17 protein-coding genes, 1 pseudogene and 1 riboswitch are annotated in these 18271 nt (G+C 71.0%); of the genes and pseudogenes, 6 read left to right on the top strand and 12 right to left on the bottom strand.

The features are described from left to right. The first annotated feature begins 24 nt into the window (after positions 1-24). From AB6L24_RS33850 to AB6L24_RS33830, 5 genes are all read left to right on the top strand, one after another. Positions 25-534, top strand: coding sequence for an Lrp/AsnC family transcriptional regulator (locus tag AB6L24_RS33850; protein WP_405661750.1), 510 nt, complete (start codon positions 25-27; stop codon positions 532-534). Then, positions 519-1901, top strand: a complete 1383-nt coding sequence (locus AB6L24_RS33845) for an aspartate aminotransferase family protein (RefSeq protein WP_405661747.1) — start codon at positions 519-521, stop codon at positions 1899-1901. Before AB6L24_RS33850 ends, AB6L24_RS33845 begins: the two co-directional genes overlap by 16 nt. A 194-nt stretch (positions 1902-2095) precedes the next feature. After that, positions 2096-2914: an ABC transporter ATP-binding protein gene (locus AB6L24_RS33840; protein ID WP_405661745.1), complete on the top strand. Its 819-nt coding sequence runs from the start codon at positions 2096-2098 to the stop codon at positions 2912-2914. Further along, complete coding sequence (locus AB6L24_RS33835) at positions 2896-4095, top strand: hypothetical protein (RefSeq protein ID WP_405661742.1); 1200 nt, start codon at positions 2896-2898, stop codon at positions 4093-4095. Before AB6L24_RS33840 ends, AB6L24_RS33835 begins: the two co-directional genes overlap by 19 nt. A 165-nt stretch (positions 4096-4260) precedes the next feature. Further along, positions 4261-4665 carry a VOC family protein gene (locus tag AB6L24_RS33830; protein WP_405661741.1) on the top strand — a complete coding sequence of 135 codons (405 nt, stop codon included), beginning with the start codon at positions 4261-4263 and terminating at the stop codon, positions 4663-4665. Positions 4666-4726: 61 nt separating this feature from the next. On the opposite strand, the gene AB6L24_RS33825 is transcribed toward AB6L24_RS33830, so the two are convergent. From AB6L24_RS33825 to rpsB, 10 genes are all read right to left on the bottom strand, one after another. After that, positions 4727-5518, bottom strand: a complete 792-nt coding sequence (locus AB6L24_RS33825; RefSeq protein ID WP_405661739.1) for a maleylpyruvate isomerase family mycothiol-dependent enzyme — start codon at positions 5516-5518, stop codon at positions 4727-4729. Positions 5519-5627: 109 nt separating this feature from the next. Then, positions 5628-6695 (bottom strand): ABC transporter ATP-binding protein, encoded by a 1068-nt coding sequence (locus tag AB6L24_RS33820; RefSeq protein WP_405661736.1) that lies wholly within the window; start codon positions 6693-6695, stop codon positions 5628-5630. Beyond that, positions 6695-8305 carry an ABC transporter permease gene (locus tag AB6L24_RS33815; RefSeq protein WP_405661733.1) on the bottom strand — a complete coding sequence of 537 codons (1611 nt, stop codon included), beginning with the start codon at positions 8303-8305 and terminating at the stop codon, positions 6695-6697. The genes AB6L24_RS33820 and AB6L24_RS33815 overlap by 1 nt, the downstream gene beginning before the upstream one ends. A gap of 74 nt (positions 8306-8379) precedes the next feature. Beyond that, positions 8380-9462: a thiamine ABC transporter substrate binding subunit gene (locus tag AB6L24_RS33810; RefSeq protein WP_405661730.1), complete on the bottom strand. Its 1083-nt coding sequence runs from the start codon at positions 9460-9462 to the stop codon at positions 8380-8382. An 85-nt stretch (positions 9463-9547) separates the two neighbouring features. Further along, a riboswitch (TPP riboswitch) is annotated at positions 9548-9654 on the bottom strand. Between the two features lie 24 nt (positions 9655-9678). Beyond that, positions 9679-10785 carry a 23S rRNA (adenine(2503)-C(2))-methyltransferase RlmN gene (gene rlmN / locus AB6L24_RS33805; protein WP_289945243.1) on the bottom strand — a complete coding sequence of 369 codons (1107 nt, stop codon included), beginning with the start codon at positions 10783-10785 and terminating at the stop codon, positions 9679-9681. Between the two features lie 78 nt (positions 10786-10863). After that, complete coding sequence (locus AB6L24_RS33800) at positions 10864-12000, bottom strand: phosphatidate cytidylyltransferase (RefSeq protein WP_380847059.1); 1137 nt, start codon at positions 11998-12000, stop codon at positions 10864-10866. 47 nt (positions 12001-12047) lie between these two features. Continuing rightward, positions 12048-12605 (bottom strand): ribosome recycling factor, encoded by a 558-nt coding sequence (gene frr / locus AB6L24_RS33795; RefSeq protein ID WP_380847062.1) that lies wholly within the window; start codon positions 12603-12605, stop codon positions 12048-12050. Between the two features lie 145 nt (positions 12606-12750). Further along, a complete protein-coding gene (gene pyrH / locus AB6L24_RS33790) occupies positions 12751-13509 on the bottom strand; it encodes a UMP kinase (protein WP_030361994.1) in 759 nt (252 codons plus the stop codon). 228 nt (positions 13510-13737) lie between these two features. Continuing rightward, the gene (gene tsf, locus AB6L24_RS33785) at positions 13738-14574 is read right to left on the bottom strand and encodes a translation elongation factor Ts (RefSeq protein ID WP_405661726.1); all 837 of its coding nucleotides are present in this window, start codon (positions 14572-14574) and stop codon (positions 13738-13740) included. Between the two features lie 154 nt (positions 14575-14728). Then, positions 14729-15655: a 30S ribosomal protein S2 gene (rpsB, locus tag AB6L24_RS33780; protein ID WP_405661723.1), complete on the bottom strand. Its 927-nt coding sequence runs from the start codon at positions 15653-15655 to the stop codon at positions 14729-14731. A 302-nt stretch (positions 15656-15957) separates the two neighbouring features. On the opposite strand from rpsB, the pseudogene AB6L24_RS33775 reads away from it, so the two are divergent. After that, positions 15958-16557: pseudogene (locus tag AB6L24_RS33775) on the top strand (peptidoglycan DD-metalloendopeptidase family protein); the annotation flags it as partial. 102 nt (positions 16558-16659) lie between these two features. On the opposite strand, the gene AB6L24_RS33770 reads toward AB6L24_RS33775, so the two are convergent. Both AB6L24_RS33770 and whiG read right to left on the bottom strand, forming a co-directional pair. Then, entirely contained in the window at positions 16660-17217 is a 558-nt protein-coding gene (locus AB6L24_RS33770) for a TetR/AcrR family transcriptional regulator (RefSeq protein ID WP_380848187.1), read from the bottom strand. Positions 17218-17400: 183 nt separating this feature from the next. Further along, positions 17401-18240, bottom strand: a complete 840-nt coding sequence (gene whiG, locus AB6L24_RS33765) for an RNA polymerase sigma factor WhiG (protein ID WP_405661720.1) — start codon at positions 18238-18240, stop codon at positions 17401-17403. Between the last annotated feature and the right edge of the window lie 31 nt (positions 18241-18271).

The following is an 18271-nucleotide window of genomic DNA, read 5'->3' as shown; positions in this document are numbered from 1 at the left end:
GGCTTGCGGAACAGACGAGACGTCGTGCAGAGTGAAGTCGTGGCAAGTCGAAGCGCAGACCCCAGCAGCTCCCGCGGCGGCAGCGGCCCGTCGATCGACGCCGTCTCCCTGGCGATCATCGAGCAGCTCCAGGAGGACGGCCGCCGTCCGTACGCCGCCATCGGCAAGGCCGTCGGCCTCTCCGAGGCGGCCGTGCGCCAGCGGGTGCAGAAGTTGCTCGACCAGGGTGTGATGCAGATCGTGGCCGTGACGGACCCGCTCACCGTGGGCTTCCGGCGGCAGGCGATGGTCGGGATCGACGTCGAGGGTGACGTGGACCCGGTCGCGGACGCCCTGGCCGCCATGCCGGAGGCGGAGTACGTGGTGATGACCGCGGGCTCGCACGACCTCCTGGTCGAGATCGTCTGCGAGGACGACGACCACCTGCTCGAAGTCATCAACAAGCGGATCCGCGCGCTCCCCGGCGTGCGCTCCACCGAGAGCTTCGTCTACCTCAAGCTCAAGAAGCAGACCTACATGTGGGGAACCCGATAGCCGTGAGCACCAAGGACCTCAGCCGGACCGCCTACGACCACCTGTGGATGCACTTCACCCGCATGTCGTCGTACGAGAACGCGCCCGTTCCCACCATCGTGCGTGGCGAAGGGACCTACATCTACGACGACAAGGGCAAGAAGTACCTCGACGGCCTCGCCGGCCTGTTCGTGGTCCAGGCAGGACACGGCCGCCGCGAGCTGGCCGAGGTCGCCGCCAAGCAGGCCGCCGACCTCGCCTTCTTCCCCATCTGGTCGTACGCCCACCCCAAGGCCGTCGAGCTGGCGGAGCGCCTCGCCCACCACGCCCCCGGCGACCTGAACAAGGTCTTCTTCACCACCGGCGGCGGCGAGGCCGTCGAGACCGCCTGGAAGCTGGCGAAGCAGTACCACAAGCTCACCGGCAACCACACGAAGTACAAGGTCATCTCGCGCGCGGTCGCCTACCACGGCACCCCGCAGGGCGCCCTGTCCATCACCGGCCTGCCCGCCCTGAAGGCCCCCTTCGAGCCGCTGGTCCCGGGCGCCCACAAGGTCCCGAACACCAACATCTACCGCGCCCCGATCCACGGCGACGACCCCGAGGCCTTCGGCCGCTGGGCCGCCGACCAGATCGAGCAGGAGATCCTCTTCGAGGGCCCCGAGACCGTCGCCGCCGTCTTCCTGGAGCCGGTGCAGAACGCGGGCGGCTGCTTCCCGCCGCCGCCCGGGTACTTCCAGCGGGTCCGCGAGATCTGCGACCAGTACGACGTGCTGCTCGTCTCGGACGAGGTCATCTGCGCCTTCGGCCGCCTCGGCACGATGTTCGCCTGCGACAAGTTCGGCTACGTCCCCGACATCATCACCTGCGCCAAGGGCATGACCTCGGGCTACTCCCCGATCGGCGCCGCGATCGTCTCGGACCGCATCGCCGAGCCGTTCTACAAGGGCGACAACACCTTCCTGCACGGCTACACCTTCGGCGGCCACCCGGTCTCCGCCGCCGTCGGCCTCGCCAACCTCGACCTGTTCGAGCGCGAGGGCCTCAACCAGCACGTGCTCGACAACGAGTCCGCGTTCCTGACGACCCTGCAGAAGCTGCACGACCTGCCGATCGTCGGCGACGTCCGCGGCAACGGCTTCTTCTACGGCATCGAGCTGGTCAAGGACAAGGCCACCAAGGAGTCCTTCACGGACGAGGAGTCGGAGCGCGTGCTCTACGGCTTCGTCTCCAAGAAGCTCTTCGAGTACGGCCTGTACTGCCGCGCCGACGACCGCGGTGACCCGGTCATCCAGCTGTCGCCGCCGCTGATCTCCGACCAGTCGACGTTCGACGAGATCGAGGGCATCGTGCGGCAGGTCCTGACGGAGGCCTGGAGCAAGATCTGATCCCTGCCTCACGCGGCGATCCGATCCACCCCGTACCCGGCCCGGGTGCACCCATCAGAGTGAGATGGGCGCACCCGGGCCGCGTCCTTGTCCGGCCCCCGGCGCCGAATCCTTAGCGTGCCCAGTGACCGATCGGCCCAGCCTTCGTTCCCCCGTACGGGGGAGGCAATCTGATCTGAACCGAGGTGTACGCCATGGTGGCCCCGCCGGACAACGACGTGCTGTGGGCACGCGCCCTGCACGTCACACTCAACGGATCGCCCGCACTCACCGGCGTCTCGCTCGGTGTCCGCGAGGGCGAGATCCTGGCCGTCGGCGGCCCGCGCGGCAGCGGCAAGACCACGCTCCTGCGCTGTCTGTCCGGGCAGCTCCTGGCCCACCGGGGCGAGGTGTGGTTCAACTCCGCGCCCGTGCACACCATGGGCCCGCTCGCCCGCGAACGGCTGCGCCGCGACAAGTTCGGCTGGATCGACCCCGAGCCCCGGCTCGTCCCCGAACTCAACGCCTGGGAGAACGCCGCCCTCGGCCTGATGCTGCGCGGCGGCGCCCGGCGCGGCGCCCGCACCGCCGCCCACGAGTGGCTGGAGCGCCTCGACATCGGCGACTGCGCCCGCAAACGCCCGCACGCCCTCACCCAGGCCGAGCGCCAACGCGTCTGTGTGGCCCGCGCCCTGGCCTGCGCGCCGTCCGTGCTCTTCGCCGACGAGCCCACCGCGCCGCTGCACCGCGCCGACCGCGCGCACGTCCTGCGCACCCTGACGACGGCGGCCCGCTCGCACGGCATCACCGTCGTCCTCGCCACCCATGACGCCGACGTCGCGTCCCTCGCCGACCGCGCGGTGACGCTGCTCGACGGTCGGCGCGTGCACACGGTGCACCTGCCCGGCGACGAGGCGAGAACCGCCGGGCGCGCCGGAGCGGCGGGTTCCCGCGTCGCCGCCGCTCCCGCCGACACGACCACCCCCACCGACTCCGACACGGAAGGCCGGGCCGCGTGCTCGCTCTCCGCCTAGCCCGCGGCTCCCACCCCCTGGTCCAGCTGCGCAGGCTCCTGGTCGCCGCCGCGGCGGCCGGAACCGGCTTCCTGCTCCTGTGCGCCCTCGGGTACGCGATGCGTCACGCCGGGTCCACCGGCGCCCTGCTCCGGCTCGCCTGGTGCGCCGCCCCGCTCGCCGCCACCGTCTACTTCGCCGTCGCCGTGGCCCGCACCGACCCCGGCACCAGGCCGCGCCCCGGGCTCGCCGCCATCGGGCTCGGGCCCGGCCGCCTCATGGTCATCTCCGCCATGACCACGGCCGTGGCCTGCACGCTCGGCTCCATGCTCGCGCTGCTGTTCTTCCTGCATCTGCGCGGCGACCTGACGGGCCTGCCGTTCGACGGCGCCGCGGCCGAACTCCTCGCCGCCGACCGGCCGTTGCCGCTCGCCGCCGCCCTGACCCTGCTCGCGCTCGCGCCGCTCGCCGCGTCCGTGGCCACCGCCCTCGCGCTGCGCCCGCGCCGGACACGGCCCGGGGCCGAGGCGGCACCCGACGCCGAGCCCTCCCCCGACGCCGACCCCGCCGGCCTCGCGCCCCCCGCCGCCGCACCGGGCGGCCTGCCCTGGGGCGTCGCGCTGTTCGCCGCCGGGCTCGCCGCCGAGACGTACGCGAGCAGCGCCGACGACGGCTCGGGCCCACGCCTGCCCGGTGGCCTCGCGGGCAGCCCCGTCGGCGCGCTCGCCGGATGGGGGCTCACCGCCCTCGGTCTCGCCCTCGCCGGGCCCGCCCTGACCCATCTGTGCGGGCGGATCCTCCAGGCCGTGCGGCCCGGGGCGCTGCGGCTGCTCGCGGGGCGCGTGCTCCAGCAGGAGGCGCGGCGGATCGGGCGGCCGCTCGGTGTGGTGTGCGCGGTGGCGTCGGGTGCGTACGCGGCCCGCACCCTGTACGCGGACACGGCGGGCGGCGGCTCGGACATCGGCCCGCTCACCACGCTCGGCGCCGTGGTCGTCGCGGGCTGCGCCGTCCTGACCCTGGCCACGGCCGCGGTCGAGGCGCGGCACGCCCGGGCCGACACGACGGCGGCGCTGCTGCGGCTCGGGGCGCCCGCGGCGCTGCTCCGGGGGTGCGCGGTGCTGCGGGCCGGGGCGCTGCTCGCGGTGTTCGGGCCGGTGACGTGGCTGGTGGCGGAGTTGTCGGCGATGCCGCTCGTGCGCTGAGCGGTGCCGCTCGGACGCCTCGGGGCGACCGCGGATCCGGCGCTCTCGAAAACTCGTACAAGAATTTTTGCGAAGGGCGATGAGTTCCGCTCCGAGGGGCCGTCTAATCCTCCGTAAGACGCACACAGGCGCTTACAAGAGGCACACACCCCACGGGAGACACACATGTACCAGCAGATGATCTTCGTGAACCTGGCCGTGAACGACGTCGAGGCCTCCAAGAAGTTCTTCACCGAGCTCGGCTACGAGCTCAACCCCCAGTTCTCGACGGACGACACCGCCTGCGTGAAGATCAGCGACACGATCGTCGCGATGATGCTCAGCAAGTCGCACTACGCACAGTTCACGACGAAGGAGATCGCCGACGCCACGAAGACCAGCGAGGTCCTCGTGGGGCTGAGCGCCGAGAGCCGCGAGGCCGTCGACACGCTCGTCGACAAGGCGGTCGCGGCGGGCGCGAAGGACGGCAAGACCCAGGACTACGGCTTCATGTACAGCCGGGCGTTCGACGACCTGGACGGCCACACCTGGGAGGTCATCTGGATGGACGAGACGCAGGTCGAGGGCTGACCCGAAGCCGTCTCCCAGGGGTGCATCGCATGGGCGGATGCTGCCTTCCGCAGCATCCGCCCTACCCGAACGAGGCCCGCTCCAGCCAGAACTCCAGCAACTCCCGGTCCCCCAGCACCTCGACGCGCCCGGAGTCCAGCCCCCGCCGCCGGTAGAAGGCGAGCAGAACCTCCGTGAGCGGCCCCCGAACGGCGACGTCGGACTTCTCATGGGCCCGCCGCCACACCACACCCTCCTCGGCGAGCTCCACCACCCACTCCGCGTCGAGCGAGTCCTCCGCGTCCACCGCGTGGAGATGGAGGGTCCGCCCACCCCCACGCAACTCCGTGGCGTTGTCCGACAGATTGGTCCGCTGGACGTACTGCACGATCTCCAGCCACTCGTCGATCGCGTCGGCCGCCACCTCGGGCGCGACGACGTACTCGACGCCCGCGGCGATCGCCGCGTCGGCCCGGTGCACGGCCACCTCGTGCGTCATCCGCCGCGCCCAGAACTCGGCGGTGTGCTCCGCCGCCCACGTCCACACGGCGGTTTCCCCCGTGGCCCCCGCGAAGGCCGTGTCGATCAGCTCCGCCGTCTCGGCGAGCCACGCGTCGAGCGCGGCCGGATCGTCGTCGGAGGGCCCCTCGAAGTCCGGGACGTCCGACTCGGGGACGTTCTTCTCGGCCCGGGTCCGCACATGCGCCTCGACCCACCGCACGGCACCGCCGGTGTGCCGGGCGAGCTGCCCGAGGGTCCACTCGGGGCAGGTCGGCACGGTGACCGTCAGGTCGGCCCCGGCCAGGGTCTCCCGGAACAGCGCCAGTTGGCGGCCGACTTCGGCGCGGTAGCGGTCGTAACCAAGTCTCGTCATGGCCGAACCATAGATCGGCGTCTGCGCTGATGACAGCCCCATTTCCGGTACGGCGGCCCCACCCCGGCGCACACCCGGCGCACCCCCGCGGGCCCGCCCCAGCCGCCCCTCAGCCAAGGACCACCACGTCACCCGAGTCGAAGGCGACCCCCACCGTCTCCCCCACAGCGGGCGCGTCCCGCAGCGCGCACGCCGCTTCGAGCCTCGGCCCGCCCGGGGGCTCCAACTGGAGGGCGACGTGTGTGCCGCGGAACGTACGCGCGGCGACCACGCACGCGAGCCCGTCCCGCGCCCCCACGAGCCGCACCCCGGCGGGCCGTACGAGCAGCCGGCACGCGCCCTGCCGGGTCCCTTCGGGCACCGGCACCTTCCCCCACACCGTGTCCGCCGCCTCGCCGGTGACGGTCGCGTCGACCACGTTGTCGAAGCCGAGGAAGCGCGCCACGAACTCGTCGGCGGGGTTCCGCCACACCTCGAGGGGCGTGCCGGACTGGGCGATCCGCCCGTCCCGCATCACCACGACCCGGTCGGCGAGCGCGAACGCCTCGCCCTGGTCGTGCGTGACGGCGAGCACGGTGGTGCCCAGTTCGTCGAAGAGTTCGCGGAGTTCGACGACGAGGCGTTCGCGCAGGGAGCGGTCGAGCTGGCCGAGGGGTTCGTCGAGCATGAGCAGGCGGGGGCGCGGCGCGAGCGCGCGGGCGAGCGCGACGCGCTGCTGCTCGCCGCCGGACAGCGCGGACACGGCCCGCTTCTGCGCGCCGGGCAGCCCCACCAGGTCGAGCAACTCGGCGACCCGCAGGGCCTGTTCGGCACGCGGGACGCCGTGCATGCGCAGCCCGAAGGCGACGTTCCCCGCCACGTCCCGCTGCGGGAAGAGCTGGTGGTCCTGGAACATCAGGCCGACGCCCCGCTTGTGCGCGGGCACCCCGCCCTGGTCGCGCCCGCCGAGCACGACCCGCCCGCCGTCCATGCCCTGGAGCCCGGCCACGACCCGCAGCAGCGTCGACTTGCCGCTGCCGCTCGGCCCGAGCACGCACACGATCTCGTGCTCGGCGACGTCGAGGCCGACGCCGTCCAGGGCCGCGCGGGCCCCGAACCGCACCGTCACGTCCTCCAGGCGCAGCAGCGCGTCGGCGGCGGCCCCGGTCGCCCCGGGCTTCGCCTGCGTGGCCGTCATCAGAACTCTCCCGTCGTACGTTCCGTGCGCAGCCGCTCAAGGAGCAGCAGCGACACCGCGCACACCAGCATCAGAATCGTCGACAGGGCCATCGCCTGCCCGTAGTTGAGGTCCCCGGCGCGTCCGAGCAGCCGTGCCACGGCGACCGGCAGCGTCGGGTTGTCCGGCCGGGCGATGAACACCGTGGCGCCGAACTCGCCGAGCGACACGGCGAAGGCGAAGCCCGCGGCGATCAGCAGCGCCCGCCTGACCAGCGGGAAGTCGACCTCCCGCCAGGCCCGCAGCGGCGAGGCCCCGAGCACGGCCGCGGCCTCGCGCAGCCGCCCGTCGACCGCGCGCAGGACGGGCAGCATGGTGCGGACGACGAACGGCACGCCCACCAGCGCCTGCGCGAGCGGCACCAGGAACCAGGACGCCCGCAGGTCGAGGGGCGGCTCGTCCAGCGTGATCAGGAAGCCGAAGCCGACGGTCACCGCGGACACGCCGAGCGGCAGCATCAGGAGCGCGTCGAACCCGCGCACGAGCCGCCCCGCGCGCCGGGTGAGCGCGGCCGCCGCGAGTCCGCCGATGACCACCGCGATGGCCGTGGCCACGACGGCGTACCGCAGGGAGTTCCCGATGGCGTCGATGGCCGGGACGAGGAACGCCCCGCCGTCGGCCGACCGCAGCGTCTCGTAGTACAGGAATCCGAATCCGTCGGGCCCGTCGAACGACCGCTGCACCAGGACGCCGAGCGGCAGCAGGATCAGCAGGGCGACGGTCAGGAGCACGAAGCCGAGCAGGCTCCACTGCCCGGCGCCGCGCGGCCGCCGGACCGTCGCGGAGGCGTCCACCAGCTTCAGCGCGCTCTCGCGCCGGCGCACGGTCCAGGCGTGCACGGCGAGGACCGCGCCGACGGCCGCGAACTGCACGAGCGTGAGGACGGCGGCGGTCGGCAGGTCCAGGAGCTGCGCCGTCTGCCGGTAGATCTCGACTTCGAGGGTCGAGTACGCCGGTCCGCCGAGGATCTGGACGACACCGAACGACGTGAACGTGAACAGGAAGACCATCAGCGCGGCCGCCGCGACGGCGGGCGCGAGCGCGGGCAGCGTCACCGTCCGCCAGGCCCGCGCGCGGGACGCGCCGAGCATCCGCGCGGCCTCCTCCTGACGCGGGTCGAGCTGCGCCCAGAGCCCGCCGACGGTGCGCACGACGACGGCGTAGTTGAAGAAGACGTGCGCGAGCAGGATCGCCCACACCGTGGTGTCCAGGCGCATCCCCCACAGCTCGTCGAAGAGGCCGCCGCGCCCGATCAGGGCGAGGAAGGCCGTGCCGACGACGACCGTCGGCAGCACGAACGGCACGGTGACGACGGCCCGGAGGACCTGTTTCCCGGGGAAGTCGAAGCGCGCGAAGACGTACGCGCCGGGGAGCGCGACGAGGAGCGTGAGCGCGGTCGACGCGAGCGCCTGCCAGGTGGTGAACCACAGCACCTGCTGGATGTCGGACTGCCCGAGGACCTCGGTGATCCGCCCGAACCGCCAGCTCCCGTCCGGCTTCAGGCCGCGCGCGACGATCGCGGCGACGGGGTAGGCGAAGAAGACGCCGAAGAACGCGACGGGCAGGGCCATGAGGCCGAGCCGAGCCGCGCTTCCGCGCCACCCGCCGGAAAGACCCTTGCGGGCCTTCCCGGAACGGGACTCGGCTACTTCAGAACGAGCGAGGTCCACGACTTGACCCACTGCTCACGGTTGTCGGCGATCTTCTTGGGGGCCAAGGTCTGCGGCTTGTCGACCGTCACGCCGAACTTGCGGAACAGCTCGGGCGTCTCCGCGGCCTTCACCACCGGGTTCACGAACATCTGGAGCGGCATGTCGTCCTGGAACTTCTTGCTGATCATGAAGTCGAGGAGCGCCTTGCCGCCCTTCTCGTTCTTCGCGCCCTTGAGCAGGCCCGCGTACTCGACCTGGCGGAAGCAGGTGCCCGTGGCGACACCCGTCGGGGCCTCCTTGGGCTGCGGCTTGGCGTAGAGGACCTCGACGGGCGGCGACGAGGCGTACGACACGACGAGCGGCCGGTCGCCCTTGGCCTTCTTGCCGCCGGCCGAGCCGGAGAACTCCTCGTTGTAGGCCTGCTCCCAGCCGTCGACGACCTTGACGCCGTTGGCCTTCAGCTTCTTCCAGTACGACTCCCAGCCGTCGTCGCCGTACTTCGCGGCGGTGCCGAGCACGAAGCCGAGGCCGGGCGAGGACGTCGAGGCGTTCTCGGTGACGAGGAGGTTCTTGTACTGCGGCTTGATCAGGTCGTCGAGGGTCTTCGGCGGCGCCAGCTTCTTGTCGGCGAAGTACTTCTTGTCGTAGTTCACGCAGATGTCGCCGGAGTCGATGGGCGTGACGCCCTTCTCGCCCCCGGCGAGCCGGTACTGCGGCAGGACCGTGTCCGCGCCCTTGGCCTCGTACGGCTCGAAGACGCCGTTGTCGAGGGCCCGGGAGAGCAGGGTGTTGTCGACGCCGAAGAAGACGTCGCCCTGCGGGTTGCCCTTGGACAGGATCGCCTTGTTCACGGCCTGCCCGGCGTCGCCGTCCTCCAGGACGCGGACCTTGTAGCCGGAGGACTTCTCGAAGTCCTTCAGGACGCTCTTGGAGACGTTGAAGGAGTCGTGCGTCACGAGGGTCACGGACTTGGAGTCCGAGGCCTTGGAGCCGCTGTCCGAGCCGCACGCGGTGACCGCGACGAGCCCGAGGCCCACGGCAGCCGCGGTGACCGAGGCCCTCTTGATGGTGCTCACGAAAACATTCCTCCTGGAGTTGACCAGGAAGAGACGCGGCCCCGCCCGGGACCGACGGATCGGCGTCCCGGGCAGGGCGCAACAGCTTGAGTAGCGACCGAACTTCCTACCCAGAATGACCTGGGCGAGGTTCAGAGGGTCTGCGGCCGATTACCGCACTCTCAGCGCTGTGGCGCTCCCCTGTCGGAATATGAAGATGTACTGACGCCCGCCAGACTACCTCTCGGCCGCCGCGAGCTGCCCGCACGCCCCGTCGATCTCCTGGCCGCGGGTGTCACGGACGGTGACCGGCACTCCATGGGCCGCGATGGCCTCGACGAAGGCCTTCTCGTCCTCGGGCCGCGACGCCGTCCACTTCGAGCCGGGCGTGGGGTTCAGCGGGATCAGGTTGACGTGCACCGGCTTGCCCCTGAGCAGCCGCCCGAGCCGGTCGCCACGCCATGCCTGGTCGTTGATGTCACGGATGAGCGCGTACTCGATGGACAGGCGGCGGCCCGACTTGGCCGCGTACTCCCAGCCGGCGTCCAGGACCTCGCGCACCTTCCAGCGCGTGTTGACCGGGACCAGGGTGTCGCGCAGCTCGTCGTCGGGGGCGTGCAGCGAGATGGCGAGGCGGCACTTGAAGCCCTCGTCCGCGAACCGGTGGATGGCGGGGACCAGGCCGACCGTGGACACCGTGATGCCGCGCTGCGAGAGGCCCACGCCGTCCGGCTCGGGGTCGGTGAGGCGGCGGATCGCTCCGGTCACGCGGTTGTAGTTCGCCAGCGGCTCGCCCATGCCCATGAAGACGATGTTCGACAGGCGGGCGGGGCCGCCCGGGATCTCGCCGTCGCGCAGGGCCCGCATGCCGTCGACGATCTGGTGCACGATCTCGGCGGTCGACAGGTTCCGGTCGAGCCCGGCCTGGCCCGTGGCGCAGAACGGGCAGTTCATCCCGCAGCCCGCCTGGGAGCTGATGCACATGGTGACCCGGTCGGGGTAGCGCATGAGCACCGACTCCACCAGCGTGCCGTCGAAGAGCCGCCACAGCGTCTTGCGGGTGGTGTCGTCGTCGCAGCTGATGTGCCGCACGACCGACATCAGCTCAGGAAGCAGTGCCTCCTGGAGCTTGCCGCGCGCTCCGGCAGGGATGTCCGTCCACTGCTCGGGGTCGTGGGCGTACCGGGCGAAGTAGTGCTGCGAGAGCTGCTTGGCGCGGAACGGCTTCTCGCCGGTCGCGGCGACGGCTTCCTTCCGCTCGGCGGGCGTGAGGTCGGCGAGGTGCCGCGGCGGCTTCTTGGCTCCACGGGGGGCGACGAAAGTGAGTTCTCCGGGCTTAGGCATGGTTGAACCATTGTCCCAGAGATACGAAGAAGGGCCCGCACCCTGTGGATAACGGACCCCTTCGCACGAAACCGCAGGTCAGCCGGTGCCGACAAACGCCACAAGAAGCAGCCACACCACCGGGGCCGTCGGCAGCAGGGAGTCGAGCCGGTCCATGATCCCGCCGTGACCGGGCAGCAGCGTGCCCATGTCCTTGATGCCCAGGTCCCGCTTGATCATCGATTCGCCGAGGTCGCCGAGCGTCGCGCTCGCCGCCACCGCGAGGCCGATGAGCAGGCCCTGCCACCAGGTCCCGTCGTCGATCAGGAAGTGCATGCACAGCGCGCCCGCCGCCATCGCGAAGGCCACCGCGCCGAGCAGGCCCTCGCGGGTCTTGCCGGGGCTGATGCGGGGGGCGAGCTTGTGCCTGCCGAAGCGCCAGCCGATCGCGTACGCCCCGGTGTCGCTGACCACCGTGAGGACCAGGAAGGTCAGCACCCGCTGCGGACCGTCGTCCGCGGTGAGCATCAGCGCGACGAACGTCGCGAGGAACGGGACGTAGAAGGCCGCGAAGACACCGGCCGTGACGTCCTTCAGATAGCCCTCGGGCGGCTCGGTCATACGCCAGACGAGTACCGCGAGCGCGGTCAGCGCCATCGCCACCCAGGCGCCCTCTGCCCCGCGGACGTACCCGGCGACAACCATCGCGGCGCCGCCGACCGCGAGCGGTACGAGCGGCGCCTTGATGCCCTTGCGCTCCTCGAGGCGTGACGTCAGCTCCCAGAGGCCGACCACCACGGCGACCGCTATGACGCCGACGAAGACGGCCTTCACGATGAACAGCGAGGCCACGATGACCGCGCCGAGACCCACGCCGACGCCTATGGCCGCCCCGAGGTCACGGCCCGCGCTCTTCTTCTTCGGCGGGGCTGGGGCGGGCTGTGCTGCGCCGGTCATGGGCTCCTGCGGCTTCTGCGCGGGGTGCGCTGAGGGCGCGGGCGGCATCCCGTCACGGAACAGGGGGCCGCTCGGCTGAGCAGCCCCCCGGTCGTCGTCCTGGTGTCCGCCGCTCGCGGCTACGTCGGGAACGATGGGCATGGGCTGAGTCTCCGAAGGAGTCAGTGCATCCTGCGCATCGTATGCGGGACCCGCCGGGGCAGCACCCTGGACCGGTCCCTGGTCGGGCGCCCCCCAGTACCCGGCTCTGGACGGCGCCCCCCAGGAAGTGTCGTTCACGGAGTTCGGATTCCTCAGACCTAGATCGGACGTCGAGTCGGACTCGATCAGACCTCGAGCAGCTCGGATTCCTTGTGCTTGAGCAGCTCGTCCACCTGGGCGACGTACTTGGAGGTGGTGTCGTCGAGCTCCTTCTCGGCGCGACGGCCCTCGTCCTCGCCGATGTCGCCGTCCTTGATCGCCTTGTCGAAGGTCTCCTTGGCCTTGCGACGGATCGACCGGATCGAGATCTTGGAGTCCTCGGCCTTGGTCTTGGCGACCTTGATGTACTCCTTGCGACGGTCCTGGGTGAGCTCCGGGAAGGTCACCCGGATGATGTTTCCGTCATTGCTCGGGTTGACGCCGAGGTCCGAGTCGCGGATCGCCTGCTCGATGTTGCGCAGCGCGGTCTTGTCGAACGGGGTCACCACGGCCATGCGCGGCTCGGGCACCGAGAACGAGGCCAGCTGGTTGATCGGCGTCAGCGCGCCGTAGTAGTCGGCCACGATCTTGTTGAACATCGCCGGGTGGGCACGGCCCGTACGGATCGCGGCGAAGTCCTCCTTGGCGACCACGACGGCCTTCTCCATCTTCTCCTCGGCCTCGAGGAGGGTCTCTTCGATCACCACTTGCTCCTGCGTGTCTTGAGTAGGCCCGGCTTCCAAGGATCGGCCGGCTGCGTCGCGTCTCTTTCCTGCACGGTGTCCGACCGGCAGGGCTTTGTCCATCCCCTCGAGGGGGTCGTCCATCCCCTCGGGGGACGGACGTGGCTCAGGCCCGGGAGTCCTGCTCGCCCACGAGAGTGCCGATCTTCTCACCCTTGACGGCCCGCGCGATATTGCCCTCGGCGAGCAGTTCGAAGACCAGGATGGGCAGCTTGTTGTCCCGGCACAGCGTGACCGCGGTGGCGTCGGCGACCTTCAGGTCACGGGTGATGACCTCGCCGTACCCGAGGGCGTCGAACTTCACCGCGTCCGGGTTGGTCTTGGGGTCGGAGTCGTAGACGCCGTCGACACCGTTCTTGCCCATGAGCAGGGCCTCGGCGTCGATCTCCAGGGCGCGCTGGGCGGCCGTGGTGTCGGTGGAGAAGTAGGGCATGCCCATGCCCGCGCCGAAGATGACGACACGGCCCTTCTCCAGGTGGCGCACGGCGCGCAGCGGGATGTACGGCTCGGCGACCTGCCCCATGGTGATGGCGGTCTGCACGCGGCAGTCGATGCCCTCCTTCTCCAGGAAGTCCTGGAGGGCCAGGCAGTTCATGACCGTGCCGAGCATGCCCATGTAGTCGGACCGGGCCCGGTCCATGCCGCGCTGCTGGAGTTCGGCGCCGCGGAAGAAGTTGCCACCGCCGATGACGATGGCGATCTCCGCGCCGTCCCGTACGACGGCCGCGATCTCACGGGCGATCTTGTGCACCACATCGGGGTCGACGCCGAGTCCGCCGCCTCCGGCGAACGCCTCGCCGGACAGCTTCAGCAGGAAGCGCCCGGCTACTTTGCCGTCGTCACTCTTGGTGTCGGCCTTGGTCATGGAGTTCTCCTTGTGGTGCACATACGAAGAGGCCATTGCCGGTGGGGTGGTGTACATCCCATCTGCGGCAATGGCCTCCTCGTCAGATCTTGCGGTCGTCCGTCGCGTGCGAAGGCCGGTTGCTCCCGGTGCCTTCGCGTACGGCGTCACTCCCGTCGCGTACGCCGCCGCGCACGCGGGCGACCGCGGTAGACCCTAGCGGGGTCGACCGCCGATCGTGGTTCGGACTCAGATGCCGACCTTGATGCGCGAGAAGCGCTTCAGGGTGACACCGGCCTCGGCCAGGACCTTCTCGACCGACTTCTTGTTGTCCAGGGCGTAGGGCTGACCCAGGAGGGTGGCGTCCTTGAAGAAGCCGTTGACGCGACCCTCGACGATCTTCGGGAGCGCGGCCTCCGGCTTGCCCTCGGCGCGGGTGGTCTCCTCGGCGACGCGACGCTCGGTCTCGACGACCTCGGCCGGGACGTCCTCACGGGTGAGGTACTTCGGCGCGAAGGCGGCGATGTGCTGGGCGATGCCCTTGGCGGTCTCCGCGTCGGCCTTGTCCAGCTCGACCAGGACACCGATCTGCGGGGGCAGGTCGGGCATGGTGCGGTGCATGTACGCGAAGACGAAGCCGTCGCTGAACTGCGCGAAGCGGTCCAGGACGATCTTCTCGCCGAGGTTGGCGTTGGCCTCGTCGACGTACGCCTGGACCGTCTTGCCGGCCTCGATCTCGGACGCGAGCAGCGCCTCGAGGTCGGCCGGGCTGGTCTTGGCGATGTGGGCGGCCAGGGAGTTGGCCACCGACTGGAACTTCTCGCCCTTGGCGACGAAGTCGGTCTCGCACTTGAGCTCGACGATGACGCCGGTGGAGTTGTCGTCGGCGATGAGGGAGACCACGGCGCCGTTCTCGGCGGAGCGGCCCTCGCGCTTGGCGACGCCCTTCTGGCCCTTGATGCGCAGGGCCTCGACGGCCTTGTCGACGTTGCCGTCGGCCTCGTCGAGCGCCTTCTTGCAGTCCATCATGCCGGCGCCCGTGAGCTCACGGAGCTTCTTGACGTCAGCGGCGGTGTAGTTCGCCATGATTCTCGGAAGTCTTTCTCGAAGTCGAAGATCTACGGGTGAACGGCGGGGGCCGCGCTCGTGGCACGGACCCCCGCCGTCAGCAGCCGATGCTTCAGCAGCCGCCGCTGCTCGCGGCCGGTGTGACCGCGCGGTCGAGCGGCCGGCGCCGAAGTCAGGCCTGCTCGGCGTCCGCGGCCGGGGCCTCGACGGCCTCGGCCGGCTTCTCGTCGGCCTTCGGGGCCTCGACGGCCTCGACGGCCTCGGCGGCGTCGGCCTTCGGCGCCTCGTCGGCCTTGGGGGCCTCGGCGTCGTCGGCCTTCTTCTCGCCCTCGAGCAGGTCGCGCTCCCACTCGGCGAGCGGCTCGCCCGCGGCCTTCTCGCCCGGCTTGGAGTCACCGGTGGCGACGCCGGAGCGGGCGATGAGGCCCTCGGCGACGGCGTCGGCGATCACGCGGGTGAGCAGGGTGACGGAGCGGATCGCGTCGTCGTTGCCCGGGATCTTGTAGTCGACCTCGTCGGGGTCGCAGTTGGTGTCGAGGATGGCGACGACCGGGATGTTGAGCTTCCGGGCCTCGCCGACCGCGATGTGCTCCTTCTTGGTGTCCACGATCCAGACGGCGCTGGGCACCTTCTGCATCTCGCGGATACCGCCGAGGGTCTTCTCCAGCTTGGCCTTCTCGCGGGAGAGGACGAGCAGCTCCTTCTTGGTGAGGCCGGAGGCGGCCACATCCTCGAAGTCGATCTGCTCGAGCTCCTTGAGGCGCTGCAGACGCTTGTAGACGGTCGAGAAGTTGGTGAGCATGCCGCCCAGCCAGCGCTGGTTGACGTAGGGCATGCCGACGCGGGTGGCCTGCTCGGCGATGGCCTCCTGCGCCTGCTTCTTCGTGCCGACGAACATGACCGTGCCGCCGTGGGCGACGGTCTCCTTGACGAACTCGTAGGCGCGGTCGATGTACGACAGCGACTGGAGAAGGTCGATGATGTAGATGCCGTTGCGCTCCGTGAAGATGAAGCGCTTCATCTTCGGGTTCCAACGGCGGGTCTGGTGACCGAAGTGGACGCCGCTTTCCAGCAGCTCCCGCATCGTGACGACGGCCATGGCCGTACTCCTTGGTGTTCTCGGTTATGTCCTGACGCCCGGCGCGCGCCGTGCCACGTACTCGCGTACGGGACCGAAAGGCGCTGACATCGTCGGCTGAGAGCCTGATGTCGGGGCGTGCGAAGTCGACCCGGTGACCCGGATCGCCACATGAAGTGTACGGGACCCGCGAGGCCGCGGGTGACGCCGCTGTCCACAACCGGCTGGTAGTCCACAGTTCCCGGCCATGATCCCTGCGGAACCGTCCGGGACGGGACCGTTCTCGTATGACGTGTGAGCGACTGCCCCGGCTGCGGGGCGTGATGAGTGCGGCCGTGTGGGTGACGGTGCTGCTGGCCCTCGCCTGCTCGTCCGTGGCTGCTGCGGAGGCGGGTGCGGGGCCGGCGGAGCACCGGGCCGTGGGCCGGGTGTCGGGGCCGGAGCCGCCGCCGGGGGCGGGTCAGGGCCGGGTTCCGGCCGTGGGCCGCGTCTGGCCGGTGGGGGTGCGTCCGCTGGTGGTACGGGGGTGGGAGCCGCCGGCGACGGAGTACGGGGCGGGGCACCGGGGCGTGGACCTGGCCGCGGCGCCGGGCTCTCCGGTCCGCGCGGTGGCCCCGGGCCGGGTGTCCTTCGCGGGCCGGGTCGGCGGCCGAGGGGTCGTCTCCGTGGAGCTGTCGGGCACGGGCACCCCACCCCTGCGCACGACCTACGAGCCGGTGCGGGCCACGGTGAAGAAGGGCGCCAGGGTGACCCCTGGCGAGCTCCTGGGCACGGTCGAATCAACGGCCCGCTTCCACTGCCCCACGGCCTGCGTCCACTGGGGCCTCCTGAGAGAGGACTCCTACCTGAACCCCTTGAGCCTGCTCCCACCCTGGCTCCTGGGCCGCCCGCCCGCACGCTTGCTGCCTCTGACGGGACCCCCATCGGCCTTGAGCCCTCCGTGGGCAGCCGCACCGCCGCCGCGGTCACCACTGCGGGCAGGCCACCCTCCGGCTCCGCCTCGCCAGGGGCCCCGGCCAGAAACCTCAGCCGCGCACGCCCCGCAAAGCCATAGCCACAGCCGCCTCAGTGATGGCACCGGGCTCCTCGGCCACCCCGAGCTCGATCCGCCGCACCGCGGCATCCACGATCCCCTGAAGAAGCATCGCCGCCATCCTCGGCTCCCGATGCCCCAGCGCGGCCAACGCCTCCACGATCATGGCCACAAGCCCTCCGTGCGCGGCCCGGATCTTCTCCCGCGCCCCGGCGTCCAGCTCACTCGCGGAGATCGCCACCACGGCCCGGTGCCGCCGGTCCCCGACCAGCGCGAGCTGCCGCCGCACATAGGCCTCGACCTGCGCCTCGGGCGTCTCGGCCGCCTCCATGGCCGCCGAGACCTCCGCCGCCCAGACGGGGAAGTCGACCTCGCAGAGCTCTTCGACGACGGCGGCGCGCGAGCGGAAGTACTCGTAGACGGACGAGCGCGCGAGGCCCGTGCGCTCGGCGAGCGCCGGGAACGTCAGCGCCTCCGTACCGCCCTCGGACAGCAGGGATCGCGCGGCGTCCAGCAGGGCGCCTCGCTGCATCGACCGGTGCTCGGCCACAGAGGCCGCTCGAATCCTTGGCACGCCCCCACTTTACGGACGCGACGCCCGCCACGGGAGCCCGCCAGGCAGCCATTCCTCCTGGCAGCGACGGCGCGGGGGCGCGGGCGGGGCTCAGGCCGGGCGCGGGCAGGGCTCAGGCGGGGCGCGGGCAGGGACGATTCAGCGCGCTCACCGCCGCCCTCACCGACCAAAACTGGCCAGCTTCGCGCGGAGCTGGAGCACCGACTTCGTGTGGATCTGGCTGACCCTGCTCTCCGTCACACCGAGCACATGGCCGATCTCGGCGAGCGTGAGCCCTTCGTAGTAGTACAGCGTGACGACGGTCTTCTCCCGCTCGGGCAGCGTGTTGATCGCCCGCGCCAGGAGCCGTCGCAGCTCACGGTCCTCGGCGACCTCGACGGGGTTGTCGGCGGCCGTGTCCTCCAGCGTGTCCATCAGGCTCAGCCGGTCGCCCTCGCCGCCGACGTGCAGCAACTCCTCCAGGGCGACGACGTTCGCCAGCGACAACTGGCTGAAGACCGCGTGCAGTTCCTCCACCTGGATGCCCATCTCGGCGGCGACCTCGCCCTCGGACGGGGTGCGCCGCAGCCGCGCCTCCAGGGTGGCGTAGGCCCGCTCCACGTTGCGCGCCTTCTGCCGCACGGACCGGGGGATCCAGTCGAGCGCCCGCAGCTCGTCGATCATCGCGCCCCGGATCCGCGTGATCGCGTAGGTCTCGAACTTGATCGACCGGTCGATGTCGAACTTCTCGATCGCGTCGATGAGCCCGAAGACCCCCGACGACACGAAGTCCGCCTGCTCGACGTTGGGCGGCAGGCCGACGCTCACGCGGCCCGCGACGTACTTCACGAGCGGTGAGTAGTGCAGGATCAGCTGCTCGCGCAGCCGCCCGTCGCCCGTCGTCTTGTACGACCGCCACAGCTCGTCCAGCGACGTGGGAGCGGGTGGCCGCTCCCGCTCGCCGCTTCGGGCGGCTGGGGGAACCGCCGCCCGGTCGGACCCTGACGTGTGCTGGGGCATGCGTCGCCTTGAGCCGTTCTGCCGTGAACTG

Origin of the sequence: Streptomyces sp. RK9 (assembly GCF_045070545.1) — a bacterium.
Lineage (GTDB): Bacteria > Actinomycetota > Actinomycetes > Streptomycetales > Streptomycetaceae > Streptomyces > Streptomyces alboflavus.
The sequence above is the reverse complement of the archived record's forward strand: the minus strand, read 5'-3'. Positions and strand labels throughout refer to the sequence as shown.